Source organism: Thauera sp. DNT-1 (genome assembly GCF_055393985.1).
In genome coordinates, this window is sequence record NZ_AP043752.1 from 561,835 (window position 1) to 574,894 (window position 13,060).

Annotated in this window: 14 protein-coding genes and 2 pseudogenes; 10 read left to right on the forward strand and 6 right to left on the reverse strand. The window is 67.1% G+C overall.

The features are described 5' to 3' along the window. Positions 1-15: 15 nt before the first annotated feature. The gene (locus ACZ5PP_RS02635) at positions 16-3,021 is read left to right on the forward strand and encodes an ATP-binding protein (RefSeq protein ID WP_464826709.1); all 3,006 of its coding nucleotides are present in this window, start codon (positions 16-18) and stop codon (positions 3,019-3,021) included. On the opposite strand, the pseudogene ACZ5PP_RS02640 reads toward ACZ5PP_RS02635, so the two are convergent. Then, a pseudogene (locus ACZ5PP_RS02640) lies at positions 2,982-3,503 on the reverse strand (winged helix-turn-helix domain-containing protein); the annotation flags it as partial. The gene ACZ5PP_RS02635 and the pseudogene ACZ5PP_RS02640 sit on opposite strands and share 40 nt — an antisense overlap. Positions 3,504-3,749: 246 nt before the next feature. Here ACZ5PP_RS02640 and ACZ5PP_RS02645 point away from each other — a divergent pair. Then, positions 3,750-3,893: pseudogene (locus ACZ5PP_RS02645) on the forward strand (hypothetical protein); the annotation flags it as partial. On the opposite strand, the gene ACZ5PP_RS02650 reads toward ACZ5PP_RS02645, so the two are convergent. From ACZ5PP_RS02650 to merR, 5 genes are all read right to left on the reverse strand, one after another. Then, the gene (locus ACZ5PP_RS02650; RefSeq protein WP_464826710.1) at positions 3,828-4,070 is read right to left on the reverse strand and encodes a hypothetical protein; all 243 of its coding nucleotides are present in this window, start codon (positions 4,068-4,070) and stop codon (positions 3,828-3,830) included. The pseudogene ACZ5PP_RS02645 and the gene ACZ5PP_RS02650 sit on opposite strands and share 66 nt — an antisense overlap. A 222-nt stretch (positions 4,071-4,292) precedes the next feature. Beyond that, positions 4,293-6,038 (reverse strand): IS66 family transposase, encoded by a 1,746-nt coding sequence (gene tnpC, locus ACZ5PP_RS02655; protein WP_012584783.1) that lies wholly within the window; start codon positions 6,036-6,038, stop codon positions 4,293-4,295. A gap of 22 nt (positions 6,039-6,060) precedes the next feature. After that, positions 6,061-6,420: an IS66 family insertion sequence element accessory protein TnpB gene (gene tnpB, locus ACZ5PP_RS02660; RefSeq protein WP_012584784.1), complete on the reverse strand. Its 360-nt coding sequence runs from the start codon at positions 6,418-6,420 to the stop codon at positions 6,061-6,063. Further along, positions 6,420-6,737 (reverse strand): IS66 family insertion sequence element accessory protein TnpA, encoded by a 318-nt coding sequence (gene tnpA, locus ACZ5PP_RS02665; protein WP_012584785.1) that lies wholly within the window; start codon positions 6,735-6,737, stop codon positions 6,420-6,422. The genes tnpB and tnpA overlap by 1 nt, the downstream gene beginning before the upstream one ends. Before the next feature lie 928 nt (positions 6,738-7,665). Next, the gene (merR, locus tag ACZ5PP_RS02670) at positions 7,666-8,115 is read right to left on the reverse strand and encodes an Hg(II)-responsive transcriptional regulator (protein ID WP_324541848.1); all 450 of its coding nucleotides are present in this window, start codon (positions 8,113-8,115) and stop codon (positions 7,666-7,668) included. A gap of 72 nt (positions 8,116-8,187) precedes the next feature. Between merR and merT the strand changes: the two genes are divergently transcribed. The 8 genes from merT to ACZ5PP_RS02710 all read left to right on the forward strand — a co-directional run bounded on the left by merT (position 8,188) and on the right by ACZ5PP_RS02710 (position 13,059). Continuing rightward, positions 8,188-8,538, forward strand: coding sequence for a mercuric ion transporter MerT (gene merT / locus ACZ5PP_RS02675; protein ID WP_276660329.1), 351 nt, complete (start codon positions 8,188-8,190; stop codon positions 8,536-8,538). 13 nt (positions 8,539-8,551) lie between these two features. After that, positions 8,552-8,827: a mercury resistance system periplasmic binding protein MerP gene (gene merP, locus ACZ5PP_RS02680; RefSeq protein WP_153167269.1), complete on the forward strand. Its 276-nt coding sequence runs from the start codon at positions 8,552-8,554 to the stop codon at positions 8,825-8,827. 3 nt (positions 8,828-8,830) lie between these two features. Next, complete coding sequence (gene merF / locus ACZ5PP_RS02685; protein WP_276660333.1) at positions 8,831-9,082, forward strand: mercury resistance system transport protein MerF; 252 nt, start codon at positions 8,831-8,833, stop codon at positions 9,080-9,082. Position 9,083: 1 nt separating this feature from the next. Further along, positions 9,084-10,775: a mercury(II) reductase gene (gene merA / locus ACZ5PP_RS02690; protein ID WP_323030436.1), complete on the forward strand. Its 1,692-nt coding sequence runs from the start codon at positions 9,084-9,086 to the stop codon at positions 10,773-10,775. Positions 10,776-10,792: 17 nt separating this feature from the next. Beyond that, positions 10,793-11,149 carry a mercury resistance co-regulator MerD gene (gene merD / locus ACZ5PP_RS02695; protein ID WP_276660339.1) on the forward strand — a complete coding sequence of 119 codons (357 nt, stop codon included), beginning with the start codon at positions 10,793-10,795 and terminating at the stop codon, positions 11,147-11,149. After that, positions 11,146-11,382 (forward strand): broad-spectrum mercury transporter MerE, encoded by a 237-nt coding sequence (gene merE, locus ACZ5PP_RS02700; protein ID WP_153167266.1) that lies wholly within the window; start codon positions 11,146-11,148, stop codon positions 11,380-11,382. Before merD ends, merE begins: the two co-directional genes overlap by 4 nt. Then, on the forward strand, positions 11,379-12,368 hold the full coding sequence (locus ACZ5PP_RS02705) for a DUF3330 domain-containing protein (protein ID WP_346765748.1): 990 nt from the start codon (positions 11,379-11,381) through the stop codon (positions 12,366-12,368). The genes merE and ACZ5PP_RS02705 overlap by 4 nt, the downstream gene beginning before the upstream one ends. A gap of 130 nt (positions 12,369-12,498) precedes the next feature. Beyond that, entirely contained in the window at positions 12,499-13,059 is a 561-nt protein-coding gene (locus ACZ5PP_RS02710) for a recombinase family protein (RefSeq protein ID WP_323030435.1), read from the forward strand. The last annotated feature ends 1 nt before the right edge of the window (position 13,060 follow it).

Sequence of the window (13,060 nt, forward strand, 5' to 3'; positions counted from 1 at the left end):
ACCGCCCCATCTTACGTGAAACCCCGCCACGAACGCCGCTTCGGCCTGCGCGAACGCCTGCTACTGGGGCTGCTCGTCGCCGCGCTCGGCACCGTACTGGTGGCGGTGGTGGGCTGGGTCAGCTTCCAGCGCGTGGTGAGCAGCCAGCAGGCGATCGTGCGCGACACCCTGCCGGCCGCCGACGCGCTGCACGAGGCGGTGCGCGCCAACGCCCGCCTCGCGGCGCTTGCGCCGCGGCTGCTGCGGGCGGATTCGGCGGCCGAGCTCGATCAGTTGCGCGCCGCGCTCGGTGTCGACGTGCCGTTGGTGCGCGACCGCCTGGCGGCGCTGCGCTCGCCGCACGTCGAGACGGAGCTGCGCGAGCGCCTGCTGGCGACCGGCGACCGCCTCGCCGCCGGCCTCGAAGGCATGAGCGCGGCGATCGACCAACGCCTGCGCCTGCGTGCAGCCCGCCTCGAGCGCATCGACACGCTGCGCGCGGCGATCGACGGACTCGACGAGCTTGCCCGCATCCACGCGGATAACGCCACCGCTCAGCTCGTGTCCACCCTCACGACCCTGCTGCAGCCCGACCCCGGGCAGGGCGCGCCGAGCTTGGCCGAGCGCGAGGCTGCGCGCGAGCGTGTGCTCGATCTCGACATCGATAGCCTCGAACGCATGCACGAACTCAACCTCACCGTGCATGCGCTCGGCTTTCTCATCGGCCGCCTCGACGAGCTCGACTCGGGCGCACGGCTGCAGGCGGCACGCGTCGAGTTCGCCGCGCACCTCGCACTGCTGGCGCGCCGGCTCGCGGATATCGCCGACCCGGGTGGGCGGGAGCAGGGCGAGCGGGTGCTCCGATTGCTCGCCTCGGCGCTGGACGAGGAGGGTACCTTCGCACTGCGCGCACGCGAGATCGCCCTGCGCGCGCAGGTGGAGACCTTGCAGGGCGTGGTCGGCGAACTCACCACCGAGCTCGACGCCCTCGCCGGCGAGCTGATCCACCGCGGCGGCCGCATCCTCGCCGCCGCCGGATCGGCCGCCGAACGCAGCGCGACCTCGGGTCTGATCGCCTTCGGCGTGATCGCCGCGGCGCTGCTGCTGGTGACCCTGGGCGTCACCGTCCATGCGCTGCGGCGTCACACGCTCGGGCGCCTGCGCGCGCTGGAAGAGGCCACCCTCGCACTCGCGTCCGGCCGACGCGAGGTGGCGATCGACACCGCGGGCGACGACGAGCTGGCCTCGCTCGCGGTCGCGCTCGAACGCTTCCGCGCCAACGCGATCGAGCGCGACCGCTTCGCAGAAGAGCTTCGGCAGCAGCAGCAGGAGCTCGAGAACCAGGTGCTGGCGCGCACCGCGCAGCTGCGCGAGGCCAACGCCGCGCTCGCGCGCGAGACCGCCGACCACGCTCGCGCCCGTCACGCCGCCGAGCAGGCCGACCGCGCCAAGACCGCCTTCCTCGGCACCGTCAGCCACGAGCTGCGCACCCCGCTCGCGGGTATCCTCGGTCTGCTCGAACTCGTCGAGGACGCCAGCTCGACCACCGAGCGCAAGCAGTACCAGGCGCAGATGCGCGCCGCGGCCGTGCTGCTGCTCGAGCTGCTCGAGGACATGCTCGACTTCGCCCGCATCGAAGCGGGCGGCGTGCAGGTCGACAAGGCGAGCTTCAGCCTGCGCGACACGGTGAACGATGTCTTCGCGGTGCAGGGCACGCGCGCCGCGGTACGCGGGCTCGCGCTGATCGCCGAGGTCGATCCCGCGCTGCCCGACGCGGTGCAGGGCGACCGCCGCAAGCTCAGCCAGATCCTGCTCAACCTGGTCGGCAACGCGATCAAATTCAGCGACGCGGGCGCGGTGACGGTGCGCGTGCGCGCCGGTACGCAACCCGACCAGCTACACTTCGCCGTCGAGGACCACGGCATCGGCATCGAGCCCGCGCGCCAGCAGGAGGTCTTCGAGCCCTTCGTGCAGGTGCGCGACAGCGGCCGCCACCACGCCGGCACCGGCCTCGGGCTGGCGGTGTGCCGCCGCCTGGTCGAGGCCATGGGCGGCGCGATCGAGCTGAAGAGCGCGCCGGGGCAGGGCACCACGGTGAGTTTCGAGATCCCCCTCCCGGCGACCGCAGCGGCGGCCGTCGAGGCCTTGCCTGCCGCGACGGAGCCGAAGCGGACCGCGCTGCCCCCCGGCCACCGCGTGCTGGTGGTCGAGGACGACGAGGTCAATCGCATGGTGGTCGAGCGCTTCCTCGACGCCCTCGGTCAGCAGGCGGTGTGTGCGCCCGACATCCAGAACGCACTGCGCCTGCTGCAGGCGCGCCCGATCGACCTCGCCCTGATCGACATGAACCTGCCCGACGGCGACGGCCGCGAGCTGCTCGCCCGCCTGCGCGCGCTGCCGGCGCACGCGCACACTCCAGCCGTGCTGATGTCGGCCCACATCCCGCGCCGAGAGGTCGATGCGCTGCTCGAAGCGGGCTTCGCCGCCTTCCTGTCCAAGCCCTTCGCGCGCGAGCGCCTGCGCGCGCTGCTCGCCGATCTCCTTGCCGAGCCAGCGGCCGCAGTGCCCACGCGAGGCACGGCGGGTGTCGCGGAGGTACTGCAGGCGACAGACTGGATCGACGCCGATTTCCTGCGTGCGGAGCGGGAGGCGCTGGGCGAGGAGACCGTGGCCGACATCGTCGGCGTCTTTCGCACGCAGGGCCAGCCGCTGATCGACGCGCTGCTCGCCGCCGCCCGCGCCGGCGAGCACGAAGCCTGCGCACGCCTCGCGCACAAGCTGCGCGGCGCCGCGGGCAACGTGGGGGCAGGGCGGCTGGCGGAATGCGCGGGCGCGCTGGAGGAGGCGCTGAAACCGGACCCGACGGGGGACGCGCCGCGCGCGGGCGCGATCGGCGACCTGGCCGCGCGCGCGGGCGAGCTGGGCGAGGCCTGGTCGTACACGCTGCAGGCGCTCGACGCCTTGCGTTCTGCGGCGGACGACGCCGAAGCGCAAAGGCCGGATCAGACCCCGCCAGGCTCGACGTCGGCAGCCAGCCGATAGCCCTCGCCGCGGATCGTTGCGATCAGCGAGTCCGTACGTGCCGGATCGTCGAGCTTCGCGCGCAGGCGGCGCACCAGCACATCCACCGAACGGTCCTGCGGCGACCAGTCGTGCCCGCTCACCGCGCGGCTGAGGCGATCGCGGTCGAGGATCTCGCCGGGGTGGCGCACCAGCAGCGCGAGCACTTCGAATTCGCCGCGCGTCAGCGCCACGTCCTGCCCCGCGCGGTCGCGCAGCCTGCGCCGCGAAAGTTCCAGCACCCAGCCCGCGAAGCGCAGGCTGTCCGCCGTCTCCGCCGGACGCGTCGCGCTGCGCCGCAGCAGGCTCTTGACGCGGGCGAGCAGCTCGCGCGGGTTGAAGGGCTTGGTCACGTAGTCGTCGGCGCCCACCTCGAGCCCGACGATCTTGTCGACGTCGTCGTTGCGGCTGGTGACGAGGATGATGCCGATCGAGGCGTCGCGCGCGCGCAGCTCGCGCGCCAACCGTTCATTCCACTAACGCTGTAACTGGACGCATCATTTCTAATCAAGCCCTTAGCGACAGGTGGTCACAGATTTAGTGGAGGCTATTTATCGTAATCATGTAACTCTCGCGACGTTTTACGTAAGAATGTAGATCCGATCCCCAGAACGGCTTTAAGTAGGCGCCGGCCCCGTGCCGTCTTACCTCCAGCTTGGCCGTCGCTGACTATCAGCCCCTCGGAGTGAGCACCCACCTTTGTGCCCACAATGAATTGCACGGGCACAAGAGTGGACCAACGCCCGCGTCGCGGTACCCGTTGGCCGTACCGCCGCCACACCATTGAGCTAAAACGCGCCGTCGTCGAGCAGTCGCGGCAGCCAGGTGCCTCCGTGTCGCGGCTTGCGCACCCCCACGACATCAACGCCAAGCAGATATTCGCGTGGCGCAAGGGCCAGCACGAAGGTCGCTTGGGCGTGGCTGCGTTCGTGCCGATCATCCACACCGACACCGATGCGTTGGACGCGCCCGAGATGCTCGATGCCCCAGCGGCCGCGCTCGGTCGGCTGACGATCGAGGCAAGGGCGCACGGCTCACCGTCGAAGGAGGTCTCGACGGCACGTCCCAGCGCGGCTTCATGCTGTGCTACTGCTGCGACGAGCGTCCCGCATTACGGCAAGCGAATCTGTACCGCGGCCGGCATTATCGACATGCGGCGCGGCTTCGATGGGCTCGCTGCGCTCGCTCAGACACCATTCGAGACCGATCCCTTTAGCGTAAGCGCTCCACGAACCCCATCCTTCCCGGGCTCTTTACGCCGTGATCAACTGCTCAGCCTTGAGATTCCAGGGCAGGAGGGCCTCGAAATGTTCGACGTTGGTCGCGGTGGGCAAGGCGCGCAGCACGTGGCGCAGCCACAGATACGGCTCGAAGCCGTTGGCCTTGGCGGTTTCGACCAGCGAGTAGAGGAGTGCGCTGGCACGCGCACCGGCCTGAGTGTCCGAGAAGAGCCATGCCTTTCTCCCGACCACGAAGGGACGGATGGCGTTTTCGGCGGGGTTGTTGTCGATCGGCAGATCGCCGCGCTCGAGGTAGCGCGTCAGACGCGGCCACTGCCGATGCAGGTAGCCCAGGGCACCCCCGAGCACCGAGGTGGGCGGCACGGTGGGGAGCACTTGGTCGAGCCAACGGCGCAGTTCGTCGATGACGGCGCGGCTTCTGCTCTGGCGTAGCGCCAGGCGCTGGGCGTCGTTCAGTTCGCGCGCGTCCTTCTCGATGGCGTAGAGCTTGCCGATCAGGGCCAGCGCTTCGTGGGCGCGGCCGCGCTTGCCGGCAGGCAGCACCTTGCTGGCATCGACGAAACGACGTCGCGCGTGCACCCAGCAACCGAGCCGGGTCACCCCTTCGGTGAAGGCAATTGCGCCGTAGCTCTCGAGCCCGTCGGCCATCAGATGCCCCTTCCAGCCTTCGAGCAGGCGTAAGGGCACCGCCTGCGCGCGGCTCGGATCGTACTCGAAGAGGACCACCGGCTTGCCCGGCGGTCCGCCGCGCTGCACCCACATCTGGCTCTTGCTCGTGGCTGCCCGGCCAGGCTCCTTGAGCACCTGCACCGGGGTTTCGTCCATGTGGATGACGTCGTGCCCGAGCAGCACGTCGCGCATCAGGTTGGCGAGCGGCTGCAGCGCCTGGGCGGTACCGATCACCCAGCGCGCCAGGGTCTGGCGCGGCACAAGCACGCCTGCGCGAGCGAGCACGTACTCGAAACGCGCCAGCGGCAGCCCATCGACGTACTTGATGACGATCAGCAAGGCCAGCAGGTCGTTGCTGGCGTTGCTCTTGGGCAGCACCTGCGCCGGGGCGCGGGCGGTGACCGGCGCCTGGTCGCCCTCGGGGCAGCCGTAGCGCTTGCGGATATGGCGCAGCACACGCACCTGCATCGGGACGATGTCGAGCTGTTCGCTGACGTCCTGGCCGATCTCGACCATGGGCGTGCCGCAGGCGCAGGTGCGCTCGGCCTCGGGGACGTCATGGACGACGTCGATGCGCGGCAGCTCGATGGGCAAGGGCTTGCGCTTACCACGCGCCTTCTTCTTGCCGGTGTCGGCGGACGCCTCACCCGTCGTCTCGGTGGCCGGCGGCGGCAAGGTTGCGGTGTCGAGCGCCTCGGGTGCGGACTCGGCCAGCGCCTCGGCCTCGTCGAAGAGCCAGGCCTGGCCCGCGTGCGATTCGCTGCTGGGCCCGAACATGCGCCGACGCGCCAGGCGAAGCTGCTCGTAGAGCTCGAGGATGCGTGCCTCGAAGGCCTTTTGCAGTTCAGCCTCCCGCGCATCGAAGGCTCTTTGGCGTTCAGCCTCCCGCGCATCGAAGACTTTCTGGAGTGCGGCCTCACGGGCCTCGAAGGCTGCCTGCCGTTCGGCTTCACGCGTCTCGAAGGCACGCTGCTGTGCCAGCAACAAGGCTTTGAGCGTTGCTGGATCGTCGGGCAACAGCTCGGCCAGGACGGATGCGCACACGCCAACGGAAGGGTTCGAGCGAGGGGCGGCGGTACGTTGCGGCATGCCGGAATTATACCCGATCACGCTACGTAACTGATTGGTATTGCAGCGTTTTATGCGGCCTTGCCGCCCACAGATCGAAGCCCTCAAGCAGCCATTCGAGCTCCTTCATCGTCAGTACGCAGGTGGGCTCGCCCGCCTCGGCCGCCGGCCAGGCGAAGCGCTCGGCTTCGAGCCGCTTGTACCAGAGGCAAAAGCCGTTGCGGTGCCAGTACAGCGCCTTGAGCTTGTCGCGGCGACGGTTGATGAACAGGTACAGTGCGTCGCCGAACGGGTTCAGCCCCAGCTCCTGCTCGACCAGTGCCGACAGTCCGCCGATGGATTTGCGAAAGTCGATCGCCGGCCGGTACAGATACACCGCACCGATCGAATGCCCCGGGTGCATCAGCGCCCCCGCTCGGCAAGGGCCACCGACAGCGCGGCCAGCCAGTCGACGCCGGGCAGCATCGCGCATTCGAGCCGCAACTGCGCGTCGATCACCACCGTGCAGCCCGCGCGGGGCGTCATCGAGGGTTCGATCTGGATCGGGACGAATCCGCCAAGCTTGGCGCGGCTACGACGGCCACCGGCCACCAGGCGCTTGCGCCACTGGTAGAGCGCCTGCGGCGACAGCCCCTCGCGCTCGGCGTACGCCTTCGTGGTGATGCCCTCGGCTTCGATTGCCGACAGGTGCGACAACCAGAACGTACTGCGCTCCGACATGCTCGTGCTCCCCGAAAAACGGAAGCCGAAGCATGAGGGCTCAACGGGGGCTACGTAAGGATGGGGTTCGTGGAGCGCTTACCCTTTAGCGGCCACATCGTCGCGTTCAATCGTGTTTCGGGGCCTAGCGCGGAAACCGGATCAGGGTGTTGCGGTGGAATGGCGACGGATTCACGCGGGATGCGACCGTGCACCGGCGATCTGTAACTTGATCGGCGGGGCCAACCTCAACGAGGCTGACTCCGAGGCCTGCCTCCGGCATGTGATCGGCTGCAAGCCGATCGGGCTCCAGGGCGCAAACCTGATCTTCCAGGTGATATCAGCCGCCGGTATGAGCGCGGACCGATGATCCTGACCACTAACCAGAGCTCCGGTGCCTATAGCGAGGTGTTCGGCTACCGAGTCATCTAGACCGCCATCCTCGACCGGATACTGCATCACGCTGTCACGCTACAGATTCGTGGCAACTCGTACTGACTGGAAGAAAGAAAGCCGGCCTCGCGTGCTCACACGAGACTCAGTCCTGAACCGGGTGGGAAGTTCTCGATTCCCTTGAGCCGGGAAAACTCGCCTATCCAGTTCGATTTGCTGACCGGCATGCACGCCTAGGGAACCCCAGATCAATTGGCCTTTTGGGTGCGCTCACCCAAGCCAGCCGATTGAACCGACTACGATGATCGACTTTTCCGCTTCTACCGCTATTTTTCGAGGCCTTTCCGGCCCCGAGCGCCCTTTCCTGGGCGCAGCGGGCGGATTTCGCCCATCAGTTCATCAAGGCGCGCCTCGCAAGATAGAGATTGGTCAAACCGATCAGCGAGAACACCTGTACGGCGTTCTTGGGGTCAGCTCACGAAACGGGAAAAATCGTACGCTAAGGTCCGAAGGTGCCCTTTAAGGGGTCGTCTCAGAAAACGGAAAAAAACGTACGTTAAAGGGTAGCCGCCTCTCGGCTACCAACATTGCAAGGTTCTTTCTCCCCTTGCAGCGACGCAATCAGCGGGCAAGACACGTTCCCCTTCCGTGCATGGCAGGCACACACAAGCTCGGACAAGACGATTTCCATGCGAGCCAGGTCGGCCAGCTTGGCGCGCACGTCCTGGAGCTTGTGCTCGGCCAGGCGGCTGGCTTCGTCGCAGTGGGTGCCATCCTCCAGCCGCAGCAGCTCGGCGATCTCATCCAGGCTGAACCCCAACCGCTGGGCTGATTTCACGAACTTCACCCGTGCTACATCGGCCCTGCCATAGCGGCGGATGCTGCCATAGGGCCGCGCCGGCTCGGGCAGCAAGCCCTTGTGCTGATAGAACCGGATCGTCTCCACATTGACCCCGGCCGCCTTGCCGAAGGCGCCGATGGTCAGATTCTCCAGATCGTTCTCCATACCGCTTGACTCCGTAGTTGACTACGGCAGTAACGTTACAACATCAAGCAAAGACCCGGAAGGAGAAGCTTTATGTCGGAACCCAAGACCGGTCGTGGCGCGCTGGCCACCAGCGGTGTCGCGGCCATCCTCGCCTCGACCTGCTGCCTCGGCCCCCTCGTGTTGGTCGCGCTCGGCTTTTCCGGCGCCTGGATCGGCAACCTGACTGTGCTGGAGCCGTACCGCCCGATCTTCATCGGCGCGGCGCTGGTGGCGCTGTTCTTTGCTTACCGGCGCATCTTCCGCCCGGTGCAAGCCTGCAAGCGGGGGGAGGTGTGCGCGATTCCACAGGTGCGGGGCAGCTACAAGCTCATGTTCTGGATCGTGGTCGCGCTGGTTCTGGTCGCGCTCGCCTTTCCCTTCGTCGTGCCATTTTTCTACTGATCAGGAGTTCGCCATGAAAAAGCTGTTTGCCTCCCTCGTCCTCGTCGCCGTTGCTGCCCCGGTGTGGGCCGCCACGCAGACTGTCACGCTGTCGGTGCCCGGCATGACTTGCGCCGCCTGCCCGATCACGGTCAAGAAAGCGCTCTCCAAGGTCGAAGGCGTGAGCAAGACCGCGGTGAGCTTCGAGAAGCTCGAGGCCGTCGTCACCTTCGACGATACGAAGACCAACGTCCAAGCTCTCACCAAGGCCACCGCCGACGCCGGCTATCCCTCCGGCCTCAAGAAGTAAGTCATGGATAACCGGACCTTGCTCAAGACCGGTATCGCCGGTTCGGTGATCGCCGCAGTGTGCTGCGCGACGCCCGTTCTCGTGATTTTGCTCGGCGTCCTGGGTCTGTCCGCCTGGGTTGGGTGGCTTGATTACGTGCTGATCCCGGCCCTCGTCATTTTTGTTGGTATCACGATCTACGCCTGGCGTCGCCGGCGGGCGGAAGCGGTCTGCTGCGAAGTTGAAATCGGACTGAACCAGAAGAAGGGGGTATGAAATGAATGGCCGTGTTCTGCACGTCACCGGGATGACTTGCGATTCCTGCGCAAACCACGTCGAGAAGGTGCTTCTCACCGTGCCCGGTGTTCATAAGGCGGAGGTGTCGTACCCTGACGCCTTGGCCCGTGTGAGCGGGGAGCCGGCGCTTGATCCGACGATGCTCGTCTCGGCAGTCGCAGCAGCTGGCTACCGGGCCGCGCTCGCCGATGCGCCGCCCGCCGCGATGGGCAGCGGGTTGCTCGGCAAGATGCGCGAGTGGCTGGGCAGTGGCGACAAGGCGGGGGGCGATGGGGGTGGTTTACATATCGCTGTCATCGGCAGCGGCGGTGCCGCGATGGCGGCGGCGCTGAAGGCCATCGAGCAAGGCGCGCGGGTCACGTTGATCGAGCGCGGCACCATCGGCGGCACCTGCGTCAATGTCGGCTGCGTGCCGTCCAAGATCATGATCCGCGCCGCCCACATCGCCCATTTGCGCCGGGAAAGCCCGTTCGATGGCGGCATCAAAGCCGCCCCGCCGGCGATCCTGCGCGAGCGATTGTTGGCCCAGCAGCAGGCGCGCGTCGATGAACTGCGCCACGCCAAGTACGAGAGCATCCTGGACGGCAATCCGTCCATCACCGTGCTGCGCGGAGAGGCCAGTTTCAAGAACGAACACACCCTGACCGTGCGCCTGGTCGAAGGTGGCGAGCGCGTGGTGGCGTTCGACCGCTGCCTGGTCGCCACCGGCGCCAGTGCGGCCGTGCCGCCGATCCCCGGGCTGAAGGACACGCCGTACTGGACATCAACGGAGGCACTGGTGAGCGACAGCATCCCCGAGCGGCTCGCCGTGATCGGCTCGTCGGTGGTGGCCGTCGAACTGGCACAGGCCTTCGCCCGGCTGGGCAGCCAGGTCACGATCCTGGCGCGCAACACGCTGTTCTTCCGCGAAGACCCGGCCATCGGCGAGGCCGTCACCGCCGCCTTCCGTGCCGAGGGCATCGAGGTGCTGGAGCATACCCAGGCGAGCCACGTCGCTTATGCGGACAGGGAATTCGTACTGACCACCGGGCACGGCATCATTGCCGCCGACAAGCTGCTGGTCGCCACCGGCCGCGCACCGAACACACGCGGCCTGAACCTCGAAGCGGCAGGCGTCACCTTCAATGCGCAGGGCGCCATCGTCATCGACAAGGGCATGCGCACGAGTAACCCGCACATTTACGCCGCCGGCGACTGCACCGACCAGCCGCAGTTCGTCTATGTGGCGGCCGCGGCGGGCACCCGTGCCGCGATCAACATGACTGGCGGTGACGCGGCCCTCGACCTGACCGCGATGCCAGCCGTGGTGTTCACCGACCCGCAAGTGGCGACGGTGGGCTACAGCGAGGCGGAGGCGCACCACGACGGCATCGAGACCGACAGCCGCCTGCTCACCCTCGACAACGTGCCGCGCGCGCTCGCCAACTTCGACACGCGCGGCTTCATCAAGCTGGTCATCGAGGAAGGTAGCGGACGGCTCATCGGTGTACAGGCGGTGGCGCCGGAAGCGGGCGAACTGATCCAGACCGCAGTGCTCGCCATCCGCAATCGCATGACGGTACAGGAACTGGCCGAGCAGTTGTTCCCGTACCTGACGATGGTTGAAGGGTTGAAGCTCGCGGCGCAGACGTTCAACAAGGACGTGAAGCAGCTGTCCTGCTGCGCCGGGTGAGGAACAGGAGGTGTTCGATGAACGCCTACACGGTGTCCCGACTGGCTGATGACGCAGGGGTGAGCGTGCATGTCGTGCGGGATTACATGGTGCGTGGATTGTTGCGGCCGGTGGCGCGCACCGCCGGCGGCTATGGCTTGTTCGATGCGGAGGCCTTGCAGCGGTTGTGCTTCGTGCGGGCCGCCCTGGAGGCAGGCATCGGCCTCGACCTGCTGACGCGGTTGTGCCGGGCGCTGGACGCCGCTGACGGCGATGAGGCGTCGGCGCGTCTGGCCGACCTGTGCCAGCAGGTCGAGCGCCGACGCCAGGCGCTGGCGAAGCTCGACGCGCAGTTGACCGAACTGGCGCACAGCACGTCGGAGATTTCGGCATGAACAGTTCGGAGCGAGTTTCCCTCGAGACACGCAAGCCGCTTACCGGCTACCTGTGGGGTGCGCTTGCCGTGCTCACCTGTCCCTGCCATTTGCCGATTCTCGCCGTTGTGCTCGCCGGCACCACCGCCGGGGCGTTCCTCGGCGAGCATTGGGGCATTGCGGCGCTCGGCTTGACCGGCTTGTTTGTCCTGTCCCTGGCGCGGGCGATGCGGGCGTTCAAGGGAAGATCATGAGCGCTTACGAGCCGGATGGCTGGACGGCGGCGCAACTGGCCCAGGCGGCCGAGCACCGGCAACTTGAGCTGCACTACCAGCCCATCGTCGAACTGCGCCGCGGCCGAATTGCCGGCGCGGAAGCGCTGTTGCGCTGGCGGCACCCGAGCCTTGGCCTGCTGCCGCCGGGCGCGTTCCTGCCACTGGCCGAATCGTCCGGGCTGATGTCCGAAATCGGCGCGTGGGTGCTGGGTGAAGCCTGCCGTCAGATGCAGCGCTGGCTGGCGTTGAATTGGCGGCCGTTCCGATTGGCCGTCAATGTATCCGCAAGCCAGGTCGGGCCGGCATTCGGCGAGCAGGTGAGACAAGCACTGACCGATGCCGGTCTGCCCGCCGAGTACCTGGAAATCGAGTTGACCGAATCGGTCGCGTTCGGCGATCCGGCCACCTTTCCGGTCTTCGACTCGCTGCGCGCCATCGGCGTGCGCTTTGCCGCCGACGATTTCGGCACGGGCTATTCCTGCCTGCGCCACCTGAAATGCTGCCCGATCACCACGCTCAAGATCGACCAATCGTTCGTTGCGGGCCTCGCGGATGACACCCGCGACCGGACCATCGTCGGCAGCGTGATCCAACTCGCGCACGGTCTCGGCATGGACGTCGTGGCCGAGGGGGTGGAAACGCACGCCACTTTCGTGCAGTTACGGAAACTGGGCTGCGACGCGGTACAGGGCTTTCTGTTCGCCAGGCCGATGCCGGCGGATGAGTTCACCTGCTTCGTCAGCCAAAGGAGCAGCGCCATCATGAACGCCAACCAACCGTCCACCGCTACCTGCTGCGTGTGCTGCAAGGAGATTCCGCTCGATGCCGCCTTCACCCCGGAAGGCGCGGAATACGTCGAGCACTTCTGCGGGCTGGATTGCTATGAACGCTTCCGGGCACGCGCCAAGGCCGAGACCGAACCCGACGCTGCTCACGTCGCCGGCGGTCCGCATTTGTCAGATTGAGGCATACCGTAACCTGGCGTCAGACCGTTCGGCGAGAAAGCGTCAGAATAGAGTCGCATTCCGAATTGATTGACACGCACCGTCAAGGGTCATAGATTTCTTCCTGACACATTACCCTCAGGAGGACACCTTGCACGGTCAGCGCATCGGCTACGTCCGCGTCAGCAGCTTCGATCAGAACCCGGAACGCCAGCTTGAGCATGTTTCGGTGGACAGGCTGTTCACCGACAAGGCGTCGGGCAAGGACACCCAGCGCCCCGAGCTGGAACGGCTGCTCGCCTTCGTGCGCGAGGGCGACACGGTGGTGGTGCACAGCATGGACCGTTTGGCGCGCAACCTCGACGACCTGCGCCGCCTGGTGCAGAAGCTCACCCAGCGCGGCGTGCGCATCGAATTCGTCAAGGAAAGCCTGACCTTCACCGGAGAGGACTCGCCGATGGCGAACCTGATGCTGTCGGTGATGGGCGCGTTCGCCGAGTTCGAGCGCGCCCTGATCCGCGAGCGGCAGCGCGAAGGCATCGCGCTCGCCAAGCAGCGCGGGGCCTACCGGGGCCGCAAGAAGGCGCTGTCGCCGGAGCGGGTGGCCGAGCTGCGCCGGCGGGCCGCCGCCGGCGAGCAGAAAGCCAAGCTCGCCCGCGAATTCGGCATCAGCCGCGAAACCCTGTACCAATACCTGAGAACGGATGACTGAC

Bases quoted from the DNA above. Each gene is read 5' to 3' on its own strand.
- tnpC (WP_012584783.1), bottom strand. From the start codon at position 6,038: ATGCCGCAACGTACCGCCGCCCCTCGCTCGAACCCTTCCGTTGGCGTG.
- tnpB (WP_012584784.1), bottom strand. From the start codon at position 6,420: ATGCACCCGGGGCATTCGATCGGTGCGGTGTATCTGTACCGGCCGGCG.
- tnpA (WP_012584785.1), bottom strand. From the start codon at position 6,737: ATGTCGGAGCGCAGTACGTTCTGGTTGTCGCACCTGTCGGCAATCGAA.
- merR (WP_324541848.1), bottom strand. From the start codon at position 8,115: ATGGAGAACGATCTGGAGAATCTGACCATCGGCGCCTTCGGCAAGGCG.
- merT (WP_276660329.1), top strand. From the start codon at position 8,188: ATGTCGGAACCCAAGACCGGTCGTGGCGCGCTGGCCACCAGCGGTGTC.
- merP (WP_153167269.1), top strand. From the start codon at position 8,552: ATGAAAAAGCTGTTTGCCTCCCTCGTCCTCGTCGCCGTTGCTGCCCCG.
- merF (WP_276660333.1), top strand. From the start codon at position 8,831: ATGGATAACCGGACCTTGCTCAAGACCGGTATCGCCGGTTCGGTGATC.
- merA (WP_323030436.1), top strand. From the start codon at position 9,084: ATGAATGGCCGTGTTCTGCACGTCACCGGGATGACTTGCGATTCCTGC.
- merD (WP_276660339.1), top strand. From the start codon at position 10,793: ATGAACGCCTACACGGTGTCCCGACTGGCTGATGACGCAGGGGTGAGC.
- merE (WP_153167266.1), top strand. From the start codon at position 11,146: ATGAACAGTTCGGAGCGAGTTTCCCTCGAGACACGCAAGCCGCTTACC.
- ACZ5PP_RS02705 (WP_346765748.1), top strand. From the start codon at position 11,379: ATGAGCGCTTACGAGCCGGATGGCTGGACGGCGGCGCAACTGGCCCAG.